Origin of the sequence: Inhella proteolytica, from assembly GCF_016093275.1 — a bacterium.
Taxonomy (GTDB): domain Bacteria; phylum Pseudomonadota; class Gammaproteobacteria; order Burkholderiales; family Burkholderiaceae_C; genus Inhella; species Inhella proteolytica.
In genome coordinates this window covers 66,580-83,163 of the sequence record NZ_JAEDAK010000017.1, presented here as the reverse complement: position 1 = coordinate 83,163, position 16,584 = coordinate 66,580, and the positions used below count along the sequence as shown (strand labels likewise).

Sequence of the window (16,584 nt, the reverse complement as noted above, 5' to 3'; positions counted from 1 at the left end):
CGAGAAGCGCCCCAATTAGTCTTTGCTCAATGGCTCTGGTTTGCCCTGAATTGGAGAGAATTTCTCTCAAAGGAGCCATTCATGGCAAATGAACGTTTCGATCGGGCCACCGCCCTGATCCTGGAGGCCCTGCAGCACGACGCCCGCCTCTCCACCCAGGCGCTGGCGGACCAGGTCGGGCTCTCGCCCACGCCGGTGTGGCGGCGCGTCAAGGAGTTGGAGGAGAGCGGCGTGATCCGCCGCCATGTCGCCCTGGTGGATCGCGAGAAGCTCGGGCTCTCCATCTGCGTGCTGGCCAATGTCAGCCTGGTGCGGCATTCCGAAGGGGCGGTCGAGCAGTTCGAGGCCCTGGTGCGCGCCAGCCGCGAAATCATCGAGTGCCATGGCATCACCGGCGAGGCCGACTACGTCATCAAGGTGGTGGTGCCGGACATGAAGGCTTACGACCAGTTCCTGCAGACCCAGGTCTTCAAGGTGCCGGGCGTGGCCAGCGTGCGCAGCAATGTGGTGCTGCGCGAGGTGAAGTACGAAACCGCGCTGCCGGTGATCTGACACCGCGAGGGCTCGGCCGGGCTCGGTTTGTCAGGAATCCCCGGGCGCGAACCAGCTATAAGCATGGCCTTGCCGCATCGGCCCCCGGTTCACCGCCATGCAGATCGCCATCGTCGATGACAACGCCGTCAACCTCGCGCTGCTGCGCGGCCTGGTGCGGCAATTGGGGGAGGTCCAGTCCGTGGAGTTCCTCGATCCACGCGAAGGGCTGGCCTGGGTCTGTGCCCACCCGGTGGACCTGCTGATCCTGGACTACCAGATGCCGGAGCTGGACGGCCTGGGCTTCCTGCGCGCCTTCCGCGCCGCACCCGAGCGGGGCGAGGTGCCGGTGCTGATGGTCACCGCCGACCACGAACTGCCGCTGCGCTACCAGGCGTTGCAGGAGGGCGCGAGCGACTTCCTCACCAAGCCGGTGGACCGTGTCGAGTTCCAGGCGCGGGCGCGCAACCTGCTGGCCCTGCGCCGCTCGCAAATCGAAATGGCCTCGCGGGCGCAATGGCTGGCCACGGAGGTGGCCAAGGCCACCGCCACCATCCTGGCGCGCGAGCAGGAAACCATCGTGCGCCTGGCCCGTGCGGCGGAATACCGCGACCCCGAGACCGGCGCCCATGTGCTGCGCATGGCGCATTACGCCCGCCTCATCGCCGCCCAGCTGGCCGTGCCCGAGGCCGAGCAGGACCTGCTGCTGCATGCGGCGCCGATGCATGACATCGGCAAGGTCGGTACACCCGATCAGATCCTGCTCAAGCCCGGGCGGCTGACGCCCGAGGAGCTGGTCATCATGCGCCAGCACGCGCAGATCGGGCACGACATCCTGGCCGGCAGTGCCAGCCCCTATCTGCAGGCGGCCGCGCTGATTGCGCTGCACCACCACGAACGCTGGGATGGTGGCGGCTACCCGAACGGCTTGCGCGGCGAGGACATCTCGCTGATGGGGCGCATCGTGGCGGTGGCCGATGTGTTCGATGCCCTGACTTCGGTGCGGCCCTACAAGCCGGCCTGGTCGCTGGAGCGGGCGGCCGACTTTCTGCGCGAGCACGCGGGCAGCCATTTCGACCCGCGCTGCGTCGAGGCCTTCTTGCAGGCCTGGCCCGGCGTGCTGGAAATCCACGCGCGCTACCGCGACGAGCCCCTTGAAACCCAACCCCAGGAGCTGCTGTGAAAACGGTGCAAGTGAGTCTGGACGCGACCTTCGAGGCGGCGGCCCTGCAGCCGCTGCAGGCCTTGCAGCCGCAGCTGGTGCTGGTGTTCGGCTCGGTGGCGCGCCTGTCCGAGCCGGCGCTGCTGCCGCGTCTGCGGGCGGCCCTGCCGGGGGTGCAGTGGCTGGGCTGCAGCACCGCGGGAGAGATCGCGCAGCAGGGCGTCAGCGAAGACGGTCTGGTGCTGACCGGACTGCGCTTCGCCCACCCGCATCTGCGCCAGGCCGTTACGGACCTGCAGGACATGGGGGATTCCGGCCCTGCCGGCCAGCGCCTGGGCGCGCAGTTGCGGCCGGAGCTGGACGGGCAGCCGCTGCGCCATGTGCTGCTGTTCGGGCAGGGCGTGCACATCAACGGCAGCTCCCTGATCGAGGGCTTGCAAGCCGAGGTGGGCGCGCAGGTGCAGGTCTCGGGCGGCCTGGCCGGAGACGGTGGGGCCTTCAAGCGCACGCTCACCCTGAGCAACCAGGCGGTGTCGGACCGCCAGCTGGTGGCGCTGGGCTTCTATGGCGCAGAGGCGCTGGTGCGGCATGGCAGCTTCCACGGCTGGCAGCCCTTCGGCCCGGCGCGCAAGGTCACGCGCAGCCAGGGCAATGTGCTGTACGAGCTGGACGGCGAGTCCGCCCTGGCCATCTACAAGCGCTACCTGGGCGATTACGCGCAAGGCTTGCCGGCCACTGGCCTGCTGTTCCCGTTCGAGATGTTGGGCGCCAACCAGCAGGCGCTGGGCCTGATCCGCACCATCCTCGGCGTGGACGAGGCCACGGGCAGCCTGGTGCTGGCGGGGGATATCGAGCAAGACGGCTACCTGCGCTTGATGCATGCCTCCACCGATTCGCTGGTGGATGGTGCCGAGGCGGCCGCCAACGCCTTGTTTGACAGCGGCCCCGTGGCGGGCGATCAGCTCGCGCTGCTGGTGTCCTGCGTAGGCCGCAAGCTGGTCATGGGCGCGCGTGTGGATGAGGAGGTGGAGGCCGTGGCCGATGTGCTCGGCGGCCGCGCCTGCGTCACGGGCTTCTACTCCTATGGGGAAATCAGTCCCGACCTGCAGGGGGAGCAATGCCATCTGCACAACCAGACCATGACCATCACCCTGCTGGCTGAGCGCGCCTGAATGGACCTTGCGGCGCTGTTCGGGCAGAAGCTGCTGGCCCGCCAGCTGCGCCGCATCCTGCGCCTGGAGGGACCGCAGGATCTGGTGCGGCTGCAGGCCGAGCTGGCGGCCAGTGCGTCGCCCCAGCTGCAAGCCCTGGCCGAAGGGCTGCCCAAGTTCTTCGAGCGGGTGGGCGATGCCTACGAGCAGGCCGAGCGGGACCTCGTGCTGCGCACCCGCAGCCTGGAGCTGTCCAGTGCGGAGCTCGGTGCCGTCAACGAGCGTCTGCGCCAGGAGGCCGATGCCCAGCGCGCCGTGCTGGAGGCCCTGCGGGGCACCAGCAACGACCTGCTGGCACGCTTTGGCCGGCCGCTGCTGGCGCCCAAAGACACCGACCTGCAGGCCATCAGCGCCCTGCTGGGTGAGCTGGTGGACGAGCGCGAGCGCGCCCAGTACCAGCTGGCCGCCAACGAGGAGCGCTTCCGCAGCCTGCTGGCCAACTTGCCCGGCTGCGTGTACCGCGCCACCGCCACCGAGCCCCCGCGCCTGGTGCTGCTGTCGGAGGGCATCGCCACCCTGACGGGTTACCCCGCCGCCGACTTTCTGGAGGGCCGGCGCGACCTGCTGAGCCTGATCCACCCTGAGGACCTGCCCGCCGCCACGGCCGAGCTCAAGCGCTCCCTGGTCGAGCGCAGGCCCTACGCGCAGGAGTACCGCATCGTGCGGGCTGACGGCAGCCTGCGTTGGGTGCAGGGGCGCGGCCAGGCGGTGCGCAGCGCCACCGGCAAACCGCAGTTCCTGGATGGCTTCATCCTGGACGACCACGCGGCCCAGCTGGCGCAGCAGGAGGCCCTGCGCACGCGCCAGCAGTTGGTGGACGCCATCGAGGCCCTGGATGTCGGCTTTGCCATGTACGACGAGCAGGAGCGCCTCGTTATCTGCAACAGCCGCTTCAAGCAGTTCTATCCCGCCATCGCCGACCTGCTGCAGCCGGGTGCCGCCTACGCCACCCTCACGCGGGAGCTCGGCCGCCGCAGTGGCCTTGCGCCCGAGGCGCTGGACGCCTTCGTGAACGAGCGCGTGCAGCGTCTGCGCCATGGCCGCGGCGTGTCGGAGGCCTGGGAGGGCGAGGTCTGGCTGCGCCTGGACGACAGCCACACGCCCCAGGGCATGACGGTCAGCCTGCGCACCGACGTGACGGCCATGAAGCGCCTGATGCTGGAGCTGACCGAGGCCAAGGAAGCGGCGGAAGCGGCGCTGCGCGTGAAGAGCGATTTCCTGGCCAACATGAGCCACGAGATCCGCACTCCCATGAACGGCATCCTGGGCATGACAGATCTGGCGCTGCAGACCGAGCTCAGCGAGGAGCAGCGCGAGTACTTGCAGCTGGTGAAGAGCTCGGCCGATGCGCTGCTGGTGATCGTCAACGACATCCTGGACTACTCAAAGCTGGAGGCCGGCAAGCTGCAGGTGGAGGCGGTGGACTTCGAGCTCTCCCGCCTGCTGGCCGATGTGGTGCGCCCGCTGGCGCTGCAGGCCCAGGACAAAGGCGTGGAGTTGCTGCTGCACATCGACCCGCAGTTGCCTGAGCAATGCGTGGGCGACCCCATCCGCCTGCGCCAGGTGCTGACGAACCTGGTGGGCAATGCTGTCAAGTTCACCGCCCAGGGCGAGGTGCAGGTGGAGGTGCTGCCGGTGCCCGACGATCCCCAGCTCGTCCAGTTCTGGGTGCGTGACACCGGCATTGGCATCGCTGCCGACAAACTGGCGCAGGTGTTCGAGGCCTTCAGTCAGGCCGACAGCTCCACCACCCGCCGCTATGGCGGCACCGGCCTGGGCCTGGCCATCAGCCAGCGCCTCGTCGGATTGATGGGGGGGCGCATTGCGGTGACCAGCGTGCCGGGGGGCGGCTCAACCTTCAGCTTCCAGCTGCCGCTGCGCAACGCGCTGGCGCCCCTGGCGGTGCCAGAGCCCGTGCTGCAGGACGCGCGCGTGCTGCTGGCCGCGCCCGCCGGCCCCGCGAACGACTGGACCGCCGAGCTCTTGAGCGCCTGGGGTGCGCGCCTGCAGCGCGTGCCCGACGGCGTGCAGCTGGAGATCGCCCTGGCCACCGAGGGCGCGTTCGATCTGATCCTGGCCGATGCCGACCTGCCCCAGATGGCCTTCCACGAGCTGGTGACGGCCCTGCAGTCCCGCCCCAGCCTGCTGCGCCGCACCGTGGCCATCGTGCCCTTGCGGGTGCAGCGCCAGGTGGCGGCCGACGGCGCGGCCTGGGGGGTAGGGGGCGTGATCTCCCGCCCGCTCGACCCCGGCCCCTGGCGTGACACCCTGGTGCGGGTGCTGCAAGGCCGTCCCGCCGCCAGCCCCCGGCCCAACCCCGCGCATGGCCCTGACCCGCGTTCGCTGCACATCCTGCTGGCCGAGGACAACCTGGTGAACCAGACCTTGGCGCTGCGATTGCTGGCCAAGTTGGGCCACCGCGTGGAGCTGGCCACCGACGGCCTGGAGGTCGTGGCCCTGCACCGCCGCACCGACTACGACCTCATCCTCATGGACCTGCAGATGCCACACCTGGGCGGGCTGGAGGCTGCCGCGCAGATCCGCGCGCAGGAGCAGGAATTCGGTCGCCCGCGCACCCCCATCCTGGCGCTCACGGCCAATGTGCTGCCGGGCTTCCGGGAGCGATGCCAAGCTGTCGGCATGGATGGCTTCGTGGGCAAGCCCATTGAGGTGGCCATGCTGCGCATCGAAATGCAGCGGGTGCTGGGCGAGCGGATGGCGCCCCCCTCCCAGGCCATACCGGATACGCCGCCGGCCGATGTGGGGGCGATGGTCTGGCAGCGCCAGCAACTGCTCGAAAGGGTGGGCGGGGACGAGGTGCTGTTGGCTGAACTGATGCATATGTTTCTGAGCGACGCGCCGGCTCGTTTGCGTGCATTGGTGGCGGCCGTACAGGCCCAGGATGGCAGCCTGGCTGCGCGGGAGCTGCACAGCTTGGCTGGGTCCGCCGGCAACCTGGCCGCGCCGGAGCTGCTGCAGGGAGCTCGCGCCGCCGAGGTGCTCGCACATCAGGGTGACTGGGCTGCGTTGGCTGAACAGCTACCCCTGCTGGATGCGGCCCTGAAGCGGTTGCAGGAGCAGGTTCAAGGGGGGTGAGAGGTCCGACGCGGCCAACGCATCGCTGGCACCGCGCCTGCGGCGCTCACGCCACACTCTGTTGTGAAAAAACTGCGAATGTGGGCGGCCTAGGGTTTGTCGCCCATCGGCTGTTACCAAATGGTCAAAAACTGCTTGAACAATCGGCAGTCATTGATCCATCTTCCCGGCCGCCGGCGCTGGGTTCGCCCATGCAGCGGACTTCAGCTTCCCCGGTGGCCGGTTTGCGTCTAGCCCTGCGCGTTTTTACTTAGGAGTTTTCACCGATGAGCACGTCCCTCTTTGCTCGCACCGCGCTAGCGGCTGCGGTGGCCATCGTGGCCGTGGCGCCTGCAATGGCCCAGAACACCACGGCTGCAATCGGCGGCCGCGTCGTGTCCCCCGATGGCAAGCCGGTGGCGGGTGCGACCGTGGTCGTGCTGCACCGCGAGTCGGGTTCGGTCGTGACCCTGACCACGGACGCCGAAGGCCGCTATTCCTCGCGCGGCCTGCGCGTGGGCGGGCCGTACACGGTGACCGTGAGCAAGGGCGGCGAAAAGACCGTCACGGAAGAGGTGTACCTGGCGCTGGCCGAGACCACCATGGTCGACCTGCGCCTGGGCGCGGCGCAGACGCAGCTGGAGCAGGTGGTGGTCACCGGCTCCGCCGCGGCGAACAGCAAATTCGGTTCGGGCTCGATGGGTGCCGGCACGCAGATCGGCCGTCAGGATCTGGAGACCTACGCGTCGATCCAGCGCAATCTGCAGGACTATGTGCGCAATGACCCGCGCATCTCGCAGACCGACAAGGAGCGCGGCGAGATCTCGGCTGTCGGCCAGAACACGCGCTACAACTCGGTCACGATCGACGGCGTCCGCACCAACGACACCTTCGGCCTGGAAGCCAACAACCTGCCGACCATCAAGCAGCCGATTTCGATCGACGCGATCCAGGCGGTGCAGGTCAGCCTGTCCAACTACGACGTCACTCAGCAGGGCTACACGGGCGCCAGCATCAATGCGGTGACCAAGTCCGGCACCAACGAGTTCCACGGCAGCGTGTATGGCGTCTATCGCGACTCCAACATGTCGGGCAAGCGCTTCAACCGCTCGACCGGCGTGTACAGCGCCCCGCCTCCCTCGCGAGACAAGACCTACGGCTTCACGCTGGGCGGCCCGATCATCCAGGACAAGCTCTTCTTCTTCGCCAACTACGAGAAGCTGGAAACGCCGCGCAATGCGCCGACCTTCGGCCCCGTGGGCAGCAGCCTGATCAGCTCCGGCATCACCAACGAGCAAATCGCCGCCGCTCAGGCAGCCGCCAGCAGCAAGTACGGCATGGAAATCGGCAAGCCCTGGGAGCCGAGCGCCGTCCTGACCTCGGTCGAGGACAAGATGGTGAAGCTCGACTGGAACATCAGCGAGAAGCACCGCGCCAGCGTCCGCTACTCGAAGACCGAACAGTCCGACCCGATCTTCCCCTTCACCACGGCCGCCAACGGCCTGGCGCTGGACTCGCACTTCTACACCACGGTCAAGACCCTGGAGACCAAGGTCGCCCAGTGGTTCGCAGACTGGACCGAAGACTTCACAACCGAACTCAAGATCAGCCAGCGCGACTACTCGGCTGTCCACAACAACAACGCCGACTTGCCCCAGGTCAGCCTGGTCTACACGGCATCGGGCCAGCCCGACCGCACCCTGCGCTTCGGTCAGGAGGAGTCGCGTCACTTCAACCGTCTGGCCACCAAGACCACGAACAGCTACTTCGCCGGCAACCTCTTCATGGGCGACCATGAGCTGAAGGCCGGTTTCGATGCCGAGCAGAACGACGTCTTCAATGCGTTCCAGCGCGGCTCGAAGGGCGTGTATGAGTTCCGCGGTACGGACCCGATCGCGCTCTTCCTGGCGGGCACGCCGACGCTGTACAGCGTGCAACTGCCGCTGGCCGGCAAGACGCTGGAAGACGGCGCCGCCAACTTCGGCGTCAACAATCTCGGCCTGTTCATGCAGGACACCTGGACGGTCAGCAACAAGCTGACGCTGAACGCCGGTGTGCGCGTTGACCGTCTGACGGTCGACGGGGCTCCGATCCGCAACGCAGACGCCAGTACCACCTTTGGCTATGACAACAGCCGCACCATGGACGGTGCCAAGCTGGTGCAGCCGCGTTTCGGCTTCAACTACGCGTTCGATGCCGTCGAGAAGCGCAAGTCGCAGGTGCGAGGCGGCTTCGGTCTGTTTGGCGGCGCGGCCCCCACGGTGTGGATCACCAACCCGTTCCAGAACACCGGCGTGGCGATCTACAACCCGGCCTGCTCGACCACCGGCAACAACATCTGCCCGAGCGATCTGCGTTTCACCAAGGACACCAGCAAGCAGCCGGACATCACCGGCGTGGTGCCGGCCTCGGCGGTCGACTTCGTGTCGCCCGACGCGAAGCAGCCCTCGGTCTGGAAGATGAACCTGGCCTGGGACACCGAGCTCCCGGTGGCTGGCCTGACCTTCGGCGCGGAGTGGCTCTACACCAAGGTCAAGGACAGCCTGTACTACCGCCATCTGAACCTGGGTTCGGTGGTGGCCAAGTCGCCGGATGGTCGTGACATGTACTGGAGCGCCAACGGCCTGGATGCCGACTGCTGGACCGGTGGCACCACCCCCGTCACGGCAGCCCGCCCGGGTTGTGCCGGCCGCGGCGTGACCAAGGCCAACGCCCTGGCGCGCTTCACCAACGTGCTGCTGCTGGACGGCACCGACAAGGGCGGCGGCAATGCGCTCACCCTGTCGCTGTCGCAGCGCCCCATGCCGGGTCTGAGCTGGAGCGCGGCCTACACCCGCACCAGCGCCACCGAGGTCAGCCCGCTGACGTCGACGACCTCGAACTCGGGCTGGCTGAACCGCGCGGTCTACAACCAGAACGAGAACACGGCGTCGAACTCGAACTACCTGATCCAGAACCGCTTCAACGCGAACGTGTCCTGGTCCAAGGCCCTGATCGGCAGCCTCAAGACCACCTTCGGCGTGACCTACGAAGGCCGCAGCGGCAAGCCCTACAGCTGGGTCTTCAACAACGACATGAACGGCGACGGCGTATCGGCGAACGACCTGCTGTACATCCCGGCCAATTCCGGCGAAGTGGTGTTCACGGGCTCGACCGTCAATGGTCGTACTCCTGAGCAGCGCTTCTGGGATGTGGTCGATGCCAACAAGGAACTGCGCAATTCGAAGGGCCGCGTAGTTGAGCGCAATGGTTCGTTCGCTGGCTTCACCAACAGCTTCGACCTGCGCCTGAGCCAGGAAGTGCCGAGCTTCTTCAAGGGCCACAAGGGCACGCTGTCCCTCGACATCCTGAACTTCGGCAACCTGCTGAACCGTCGCTGGGGTCGTATCGACGAGATCAACTTCCCCTCGACGCGCCGGTTCGTGAACTTCAACGGCGTGACGGCCGACGGCAAGATGGTCTACAACGTCACGACGCCGGACGACTTCATCACGCGCCAGAACAAGGGCGAGTCGCAGTGGGCCATGCAAGTGACGGCACGCTACGAGTTTTGATCCGGCTCCGGCCGTTCTTTCATGCAAGCAAAGGGCCCGCAGCGCGGGCCCTTTTTTCTTGGTCGCGCCGAACGCTCACTCGATCGTCAGCACCACCTTGACGCTGCCGTCGACGGCCGCCTTCTCGATGTAGCCCACTGCGTCGGCATGGGCGCCGACGAACTTCTTCACCTCGGCCGCGTTGGCGAGTTCCTTGGGCGGCGTCGCCTTGCCCGAGAAGGCCAGGCGGGCCCAGGTGGCCTTGACCTGGCTGGCCGACTTGCCGGCGCCCTTGGCATAGAACTGGTCGCGTGCGGCGTTGGCTTCGGGTAGGTCCAGGGCCTGGCTCAGGCCGCCGGGCAGGCTGCTGGACTTGCCCAGGAAAAAGGCGGCCACCTGCTCGGTGCTGAGGCTGTCCAGCCCGGCCTTGGGATTGACGACCACGACCACCTGCGCCTGGGCGGCCGTGCAGGTGAGCAGAGCGAGTGCGAGGGTGCGGAGCGGCAGCATGGCGGGACTCCCTCAGAACACCAGGTCGTAGGACAGGCTGATCAGGCGGTTGTCGCCGGTCAGCGCGCTGGGGCTGCGGTCGCGCACCCGGTCCCACTGCAGCTTCAGTGCGCCGCCCTTGTGCAGGTCGTAGCGCAGGGCCAGGGTGCGGGTGTTCAGGGTCACGGGCACATAGCTGTCGAGGTCGAAGTCGCTGCGCTCGGCGTAGCGGCTCATGCCGGCCGTGAGGGTGAAGTGACCGAACTGGCGGCCCAGGGTGGCGAGCCAGAAGCGAGCGTCATAGCCCGCGGCCTCCATGCGCGAGGCCTTGCCGAACTCGCTGCGCCACTGCCACTCGTCCCAGTCGCCGTTCAGCACCAGGCCGAGGAAGCTCTGGTTGGCGCGCGTGCGTCCGTTGTAGAGCTCGGCCTGTTCGCCGCTGGCGCGATCGCGCACGCCAAAATTCGTGCGCGTGTAGCTGATGCGGCCGGTGAACCAGTCGCGGCTGATCTCGGCTGACAGGCCGCGGATGCCGCCCCAGCGCACGTCCTGTTCCTCATCGATGAAGATCGTGTAGTAGGGGTTCTTGCGGCTCGTTTCGCTGCCGGTGTAGAGCTCGGTGCGCAGGGTCCAGTCGCCCAGGCTGCGCGTGTTGCTGAGACTGGCGCCGTTGTAGTTGACGACATCCCAGCCGTAGACATCGGGGGTGGGGCGGATGGTGTTGTAGGCGAAGCCGATGTCCTGGAAGTCGGAGTAGTAGTAAAGCGGGATGCGCTTGCGCCCCAGCTGCAATTTCCATTCGGGCGTGGGGCTGTAGCTGACGTAGGCCCACTCCAGATTGGCATGCTGGTTCTTCAGCGTGCGGGCACTGACCTGGGCCACTGCACTGAGCTGCTTGCTCAGGCGCCACTCGCCCTGCAACCCGGCACGGCTTTCCTGGTCGAGTTCCCAGTCATCGCGGTACACCGCGCCATGGCCCCAGTCGGCAATGCTGCGCGTGCAGGCTTCCTGGTAGCGCGGCGCCATGGCTTCGGTGGCCACGCAGCCGCCGCTGCTGCGGCCAAGCACCAGGGAAGCGAAACCGGTGAGCTTGAACTCCTGCGCCCAGGCCGGCGCGGCCAGCGTGAGGGCCAGGCCCAACCCCATCCATCCCTGCAGCACTCGGGCACGACGAACACGCATCGCAAGCTCCTGGCAAGTCGCCCCGGATGGGGGCCAAGTCCTCTTTGTACTCGGCCTGTGCGAGGGTGGCGAGCGCTGGTGCGCGCGCTGTGCCGGCCGGGCAACAGCGACAGCCTGCCGTCAGCCTGGGCGCGCCCCGAACAGGGCGGTGCCGATGCGCACCCAGTGCGCCCCTTCGGCCACGGCAGCTTCCAGGTCCGCACTCATGCCCATGCTCAGGGTGTCCAGCTGCAGGCCCTGGGTGTTGAGCGCATGCATCAGTGCGGCCAGCTGGCGGTGCGCCTGGCGTTGCGCTTCAAAGCCTTCGGCAGGAGCCGGAATGGCCATCAGGCCCCGCAGGCGCAGCCGAGGCAGGGCGGCCACGGAGTTGGCCAGATCCAGGCAATCCTGTGGACTGACACCATGCTTGCTGTCTTCGCCGCTGATGTTGACCTGCAGGCAGACCTGCAGCGGCGCCCGCTCAGCCGGGCGCTGGTTGCTCAGCCGCTCGGCGATGCGCAGCCGGTCCACGCTATGCACCCAGTCGAAGGCCTCGGCCACCACGCGGGTCTTGTTGGCCTGCAGGGGGCCGATGAGGTGCCAGATCGGAGGTGGTTGCAGGTCGGCCAGCTCGGTCATCTTGTCCAGCGCCTCCTGGACATAGTTCTCACCAAAGTGCCGTTCACCCAGCGCATGGGCCGCGCGGATGGCGGCGGCGGGCTGCGTCTTGCTCACGCAGAGCAGCTGCACGGTGCCGGCAGGGCGCCCGTACAGCGCACAGGCCTCATCCATGCGCGCATGCACGGATTGCAGGCGCGCGGGCAGGTCGGAGAAACGGGGGTCGGAAAGCACGGGGGGGATCGCCATAATGGTCCGCAGCCTACTCTGTGCCCCACATCATGGACATCACCCAGCTGCTCGCGTTCTCGGTCAAGAACAAGGCCTCGGATTTGCACCTCTCGGCCGGTCTGCCGCCGATGATCCGGGTGCATGGCGATGTGCGCCGCATCAATGTCGAGGCGCTCGACCACCGCGGTGTGCACGACATGGTGTACGACATCATGAACGACAGCCAGCGCAAGGTGTACGAGGACACGCTGGAAGTCGACTTCTCGTTCGAGATCCAGGGCCTGGCGCGGTTCCGCGTCAATGCCTTCAACCAGAACCGCGGCGCCGGCGCGGTATTCCGCACCATCCCGAGCAAGATCCTGACGCTCGAGCAGCTGGGTTGCCCCAAGGTCTTCGCCGACCTGGCACTGCGCCCACGCGGCATGGTGCTGGTGACGGGGCCGACCGGCTCGGGCAAGTCCACCACGCTGGCCGGCATGGTCAACCACCTGAACGAGAACGAGTACGGCCACATCCTCACCATCGAGGATCCAATCGAGTTCGTGCATGAGAGCAAGAAGTGCCTGATCAACCAGCGCGAGGTGGGCCCGCACACGCTGAGCTTCGCCAACGCCCTGCGCAGCGCGCTGCGTGAGGACCCGGACGCGGTGCTGGTGGGTGAGATGCGCGACCTGGAAACCATCCGCCTGGCGCTGACCGCGGCCGAAACCGGCCACCTGGTGTTCGGCACCTTGCACACCTCATCGGCGGCCAAGACGGTGGACCGCATCGTCGACGTGTTCCCCGCGGCTGAGAAAGACATGGTGCGCGCGATGCTGTCCGAATCCCTGGTGGCGGTGATCTCCCAGACTCTGTGCAAGCTCAAGGACGGCAGCGGCCGTGTGGCGGCGCACGAGATCATGATCGGCACCTCGGCCATCCGCAACCTCATTCGCGAGAACAAGGTGGCGCAGATGTATTCGTCCATCCAGACCGGCCAGGGCCAGGGCATGCAGACGCTCGACCAGAACCTCACCGAGCTGGTCAAGCGCAACGTCATCAGCCCGGCCGAGGCGCGCGCGAAGGCCAAGTTCCCGGAAAACTTCCCGGGCTGAGACCGGACCAAGCCGAGTCCGGAAGACTCGGCGCCGCCGGTCGAAGCGGGCCGGCATGCAAGCCGGCCCGTGGAGAGCGGGTGAAAGGACTGAAAAAACCATGGAACGCGACCAGGCATCCAAATTCATCAACGACCTGCTGCGCCTGATGGTCAGCCGCAAGGGCTCCGACCTGTTCCTGACCGCCGAGTTCCCCCCCGCCATCAAGGTGGACGGCAAGATCACCAAGGTCAGCCCGCAGCCGCTGACCGGCCAGCACACCATCCAGCTGGCGCGGGCGATCATGAACGACAAGCAGACCGCGGAGTTCGAGCGCACCAAGGAGTGCAACTTCGCGATCTCGCCGCAGGGTATCGGGCGCTTCCGCGCCAACGCGTTCGTGCAGCAGGGCAATGTGGGCCTGGTGCTGCGCACCATCCCGGCCACCTTGCCCACGGTGGCGAGCATGGACCTGCCGCCCATCCTCAACGAGCTGGTGCAGACCAAGCGCGGCCTGATCATCCTGGTGGGCGGCACTGGCTCGGGCAAGAGCACGACGCTCGCAGCCATGATCGACCACCGCAACGAGACCAGCTACGGCCACATCATCACCATCGAGGACCCGGTCGAGTTCGTGCACCCGCACAAGAACTGCGTGATCACGCAACGCGAGGTTGGCATCGACACCGACGGCTGGGAGGCGGCGCTGAAGAACACGCTGCGCCAGGCGCCTGACGTCATTCTGATGGGTGAAATCCGTGACCGCGAGACCATGGACCATGCCGTGGCCTTTGCCGAAACCGGCCACCTCTGCATGGCCACCCTGCACGCCAACAGCGCCAACCAGGCGCTGGATCGCATCATCAACTTTTTCCCGGAAGAGCGGCGTACCCAGCTGCTGATGGATCTGTCGCTCAACCTCAAGGCCCTGGTGTCGCAGCGCCTGTTGCCGCGCCGCGAGGGCAAGGGCCGCGTGGCGGCGGTGGAGATCCTCATCAACACGCCGCTGATCTCCGAGCTGATCTTCAAGGGCGAGGTGGGCGAGATCAAGGACGTGATGAAGCGCTCGCGCGAGCTCGGCATGCAGACCTTCGACCAGGCCCTGTTCGACCTCTACGAGGCTGGCCGTGTGACCTACGAGGACGCACTGCGCAATGCCGACTCGGTCAACGATCTGCGCCTCAACATCAAGCTCAACAGCGAGCGCGCGCGTAGCGGCGATCTGAGTTCGGGTACCGAACACCTGACCATCGTCTGAGGCATCATCCGCAGCTTTGCTGCTGACCTGCCTTGCCCATGCGTCCGCTTCCCGCCGCTTTTGCCTGCACCCTGCTGGCGCTTTCGCTCTCGGCCCCGGCCGGTCCCATCATCGAAACGCGGCTGCCGCCTCAGCAGGGTGCCGCGGGCGCTCAGGATCCGTTCGAGCCCGCCCAGCCGGAGGCCCGCAAGCAGTGGCAGGCCGGGCGCGTGGCGCTCGGCCAGGGCGATCTGAAGGCCGCTGAGGCGGCCTTCAAGCAGGCGACCCAGCTGGATCCGAAGTCCGGGGCGCCGTGGGTGGGCCTGGGTGACGTGGCCCTGCGCCGTGGCGACCTCAAGGCCGCACAAGCCGCGGTTCTGGAAGGCCTTAAGCGAGACCCCAAGCACCTGCCCGCCCGACTGGGCGTGGCCCGCCTGGCCCTGATGGCGGGGGATACGGCCAAAGCCGAACCGCTGCTCAAAGCCCTGGTGCAAGAGGAGCCGCGCTTCCTGCCGGCCCAGGTCGACCTGGGCGAGCTCTACCTCAATACCAACAAGCCGGCCCTGGCCGAGCCCGTGTTCAAGCAGGCCTTGACGGTGCCCGGAGCAGGCTGGACGGTCTGGCAGGGCCTGGCTCGTGCCCAGGCGCGGCAGAACCGCGGGCCGGAGGCCCTGAAGACACTCGAAAAGGCGGCGGCCGAACTGCCGGGCAATGCCCAGCCCTGGATCGGGGCGGCAGAACTGGCGCAAAGCCTGGGAGATCGCGCCGCTGCGCTGCGCCATGCCCAGCAGGCCGTCAAGACCGATGGCAAGTCCGTGCCGGCACAGATGGCGCTGGCCGATGCCCTGGTGGCTAACGACCAGACGGCCAAGGCCGTCGAAGGGTTGCAGAGCCTGCTCAGCGTGGCCGATGTGCCGGCCGCCCTTGTCCACACCAAGATCGCCATGATCAAGGCCGCGCGCAAGGATCTCGACGGCGCCCAGGCGGCGTACCGCCTGGCGCTGCGCGCCGATCCGAAGTACCACCCGGCCTTGAACAACCTGGCCTGGATGAACGCCGAGCGCAAGGTCGATCTCGACGAAGCCCTGCGCTCGGCGCGCCGGGCCATCGAACTGCAGCCCAACCAGCTCAGCTATGTCGACACCCTGGCCTTCGTGCATCTGGCCCGCAAGGAGCCCAAGCTGGCCTTGGAACTTCTGGGCAAGACCTTGAAGGCCCAGCCCAACCAGCCTCTGCTGTTGCTGCGCGTGGCACAGGCCCACCAGGCAATGGATGACCTGGCCAAGGCCCGCGAGGCGGTGGACCAGGCGCTCAAGTTGGCGCCGCAGTTCAAGGAAGCCCAGGAACTGAAGCAGAAGCTCGGGGGGGCGCGGTGATGAGCCCTTCGAACCTGAACATTGCCTTCATTGGCCTGGGCGCCATGGGCGGCCCGATGGCCGGTCATTTGCAGGCTGCCGGCCATCGCGTGACGGTGTTCAACCGCAGCGCCGCCAAGGCCCAGGGCTGGGCGCAGGCCCATCGCGGCCAGGCGGCGGCCAGCCCGCAGGCGGCGGCCCAGGGCGCGCAGCTGGTGTGCCTGTGCGTGGGGCGCGATGACGATGTGCGCGAGGTCGTGGCCGGCCCGCAAGGCGTGCTGGCCAGCCTGGCCGCTGGCAGCGTGGTGGTGGACCACACCACCACCTCGGCCACCCTGGCGCGCGAGATGGCGCAGCGCTGCGCCGAGCAGGGCGTGGCCTTCATCGATGCCCCGGTTTCCGGCGGAGAGGTGGGCGCGCAGAAGGGGCAGCTGACGGTGATGTGCGGCGGCGACGCGGCGGCGTTCGCGCGTGTGGAATCCGTGCTGCGCGCTTACGCCAAGGCCGTCACCCTGCTCGGCGAGAGCGGCGCCGGCCAGCTCGCCAAGATGGTCAATCAGATCTGCATCGCCGGCCTGGTGCAGGGCCTGGCCGAAGCCCTCGCCTTTGGCCAGCGCGCGGGCCTGGACATGCCCACGGTACTCAAGGTGATCGGCGGCGGTGCCGCTCAGAGCTGGCAGCTGGACCAGCGAGGCCCCACCATGCTGGAAGACCGCTTCGATTTCGGCTTCGCGGTGGACTGGATGCGCAAGGACCTCGGCCTGGTGCTAGACGAAGCGCGCCGCAACGGCAGCAGCCTGCCCGTCACGGCCCTGGTCGACCAGTTCTATGCAGAAGTGCAGAAGCTCGGCGGCGGCCGCTGGGACACCTCCAGCTTGATCAGGCGCCTGAAGTAAGCGCCGCGCCGG

At 67.5% G+C, this 16,584-nt stretch carries 12 protein-coding genes; 9 read left to right on the top strand and 3 right to left on the bottom strand.

From position 1 onward, the window contains the following. Positions 1 to 81: 81 nt before the first annotated feature. The 5 genes from I7X39_RS19490 (at position 82) to I7X39_RS19470 (ending at position 9,533) form a co-directional block, all read left to right on the top strand. A complete protein-coding gene (locus tag I7X39_RS19490; protein WP_198112848.1) occupies positions 82 to 552 on the top strand; it encodes an Lrp/AsnC family transcriptional regulator in 471 nt (156 codons plus the stop codon). A gap of 97 nt (positions 553 to 649) precedes the next feature. After that, on the top strand, positions 650 to 1,714 hold the full coding sequence (locus I7X39_RS19485) for an HD-GYP domain-containing protein (RefSeq protein ID WP_198112847.1): 1,065 nt from the start codon (positions 650 to 652) through the stop codon (positions 1,712 to 1,714). Continuing rightward, positions 1,711 to 2,865, top strand: a complete 1,155-nt coding sequence (locus I7X39_RS19480) for an FIST signal transduction protein (protein WP_198112846.1) — start codon at positions 1,711 to 1,713, stop codon at positions 2,863 to 2,865. Before I7X39_RS19485 ends, I7X39_RS19480 begins: the two co-directional genes overlap by 4 nt. Further along, positions 2,866 to 6,000, top strand: coding sequence for a hybrid sensor histidine kinase/response regulator (locus I7X39_RS19475; RefSeq protein ID WP_198112845.1), 3,135 nt, complete (start codon positions 2,866 to 2,868; stop codon positions 5,998 to 6,000). Positions 6,001 to 6,266: 266 nt separating this feature from the next. Beyond that, positions 6,267 to 9,533, top strand: a complete 3,267-nt coding sequence (locus tag I7X39_RS19470; RefSeq protein WP_198112844.1) for a TonB-dependent receptor — start codon at positions 6,267 to 6,269, stop codon at positions 9,531 to 9,533. Positions 9,534 to 9,608: 75 nt separating this feature from the next. Here I7X39_RS19470 and I7X39_RS19465 read toward each other — a convergent pair whose 3' ends face one another. From I7X39_RS19465 to I7X39_RS19455, 3 genes are all read right to left on the bottom strand, one after another. Continuing rightward, the gene (locus I7X39_RS19465; protein ID WP_198112843.1) at positions 9,609 to 10,022 is read right to left on the bottom strand and encodes a hypothetical protein; all 414 of its coding nucleotides are present in this window, start codon (positions 10,020 to 10,022) and stop codon (positions 9,609 to 9,611) included. A 12-nt stretch (positions 10,023 to 10,034) separates the two neighbouring features. Then, positions 10,035 to 11,183 carry a porin gene (locus tag I7X39_RS19460; RefSeq protein ID WP_198112842.1) on the bottom strand — a complete coding sequence of 383 codons (1,149 nt, stop codon included), beginning with the start codon at positions 11,181 to 11,183 and terminating at the stop codon, positions 10,035 to 10,037. Between the two features lie 120 nt (positions 11,184 to 11,303). Continuing rightward, positions 11,304 to 12,029 (bottom strand): YggS family pyridoxal phosphate-dependent enzyme, encoded by a 726-nt coding sequence (locus I7X39_RS19455; protein WP_198112841.1) that lies wholly within the window; start codon positions 12,027 to 12,029, stop codon positions 11,304 to 11,306. A 32-nt stretch (positions 12,030 to 12,061) separates the two neighbouring features. On the opposite strand from I7X39_RS19455, the gene I7X39_RS19450 reads away from it, so the two are divergent. The 4 genes from I7X39_RS19450 (at position 12,062) to I7X39_RS19435 (ending at position 16,572) form a co-directional block, all read left to right on the top strand. After that, positions 12,062 to 13,105 (top strand): type IV pilus twitching motility protein PilT, encoded by a 1,044-nt coding sequence (locus I7X39_RS19450; protein ID WP_198112840.1) that lies wholly within the window; start codon positions 12,062 to 12,064, stop codon positions 13,103 to 13,105. A 100-nt stretch (positions 13,106 to 13,205) separates the two neighbouring features. Next, positions 13,206 to 14,342 carry a PilT/PilU family type 4a pilus ATPase gene (locus I7X39_RS19445; RefSeq protein ID WP_198112839.1) on the top strand — a complete coding sequence of 379 codons (1,137 nt, stop codon included), beginning with the start codon at positions 13,206 to 13,208 and terminating at the stop codon, positions 14,340 to 14,342. A 38-nt stretch (positions 14,343 to 14,380) separates the two neighbouring features. Then, positions 14,381 to 15,697: a tetratricopeptide repeat protein gene (locus I7X39_RS19440; RefSeq protein ID WP_198112838.1), complete on the top strand. Its 1,317-nt coding sequence runs from the start codon at positions 14,381 to 14,383 to the stop codon at positions 15,695 to 15,697. After that, positions 15,697 to 16,572 (top strand): NAD(P)-dependent oxidoreductase, encoded by an 876-nt coding sequence (locus tag I7X39_RS19435; RefSeq protein WP_198112837.1) that lies wholly within the window; start codon positions 15,697 to 15,699, stop codon positions 16,570 to 16,572. Before I7X39_RS19440 ends, I7X39_RS19435 begins: the two co-directional genes overlap by 1 nt. Positions 16,573 to 16,584: the final 12 nt, after the last annotated feature.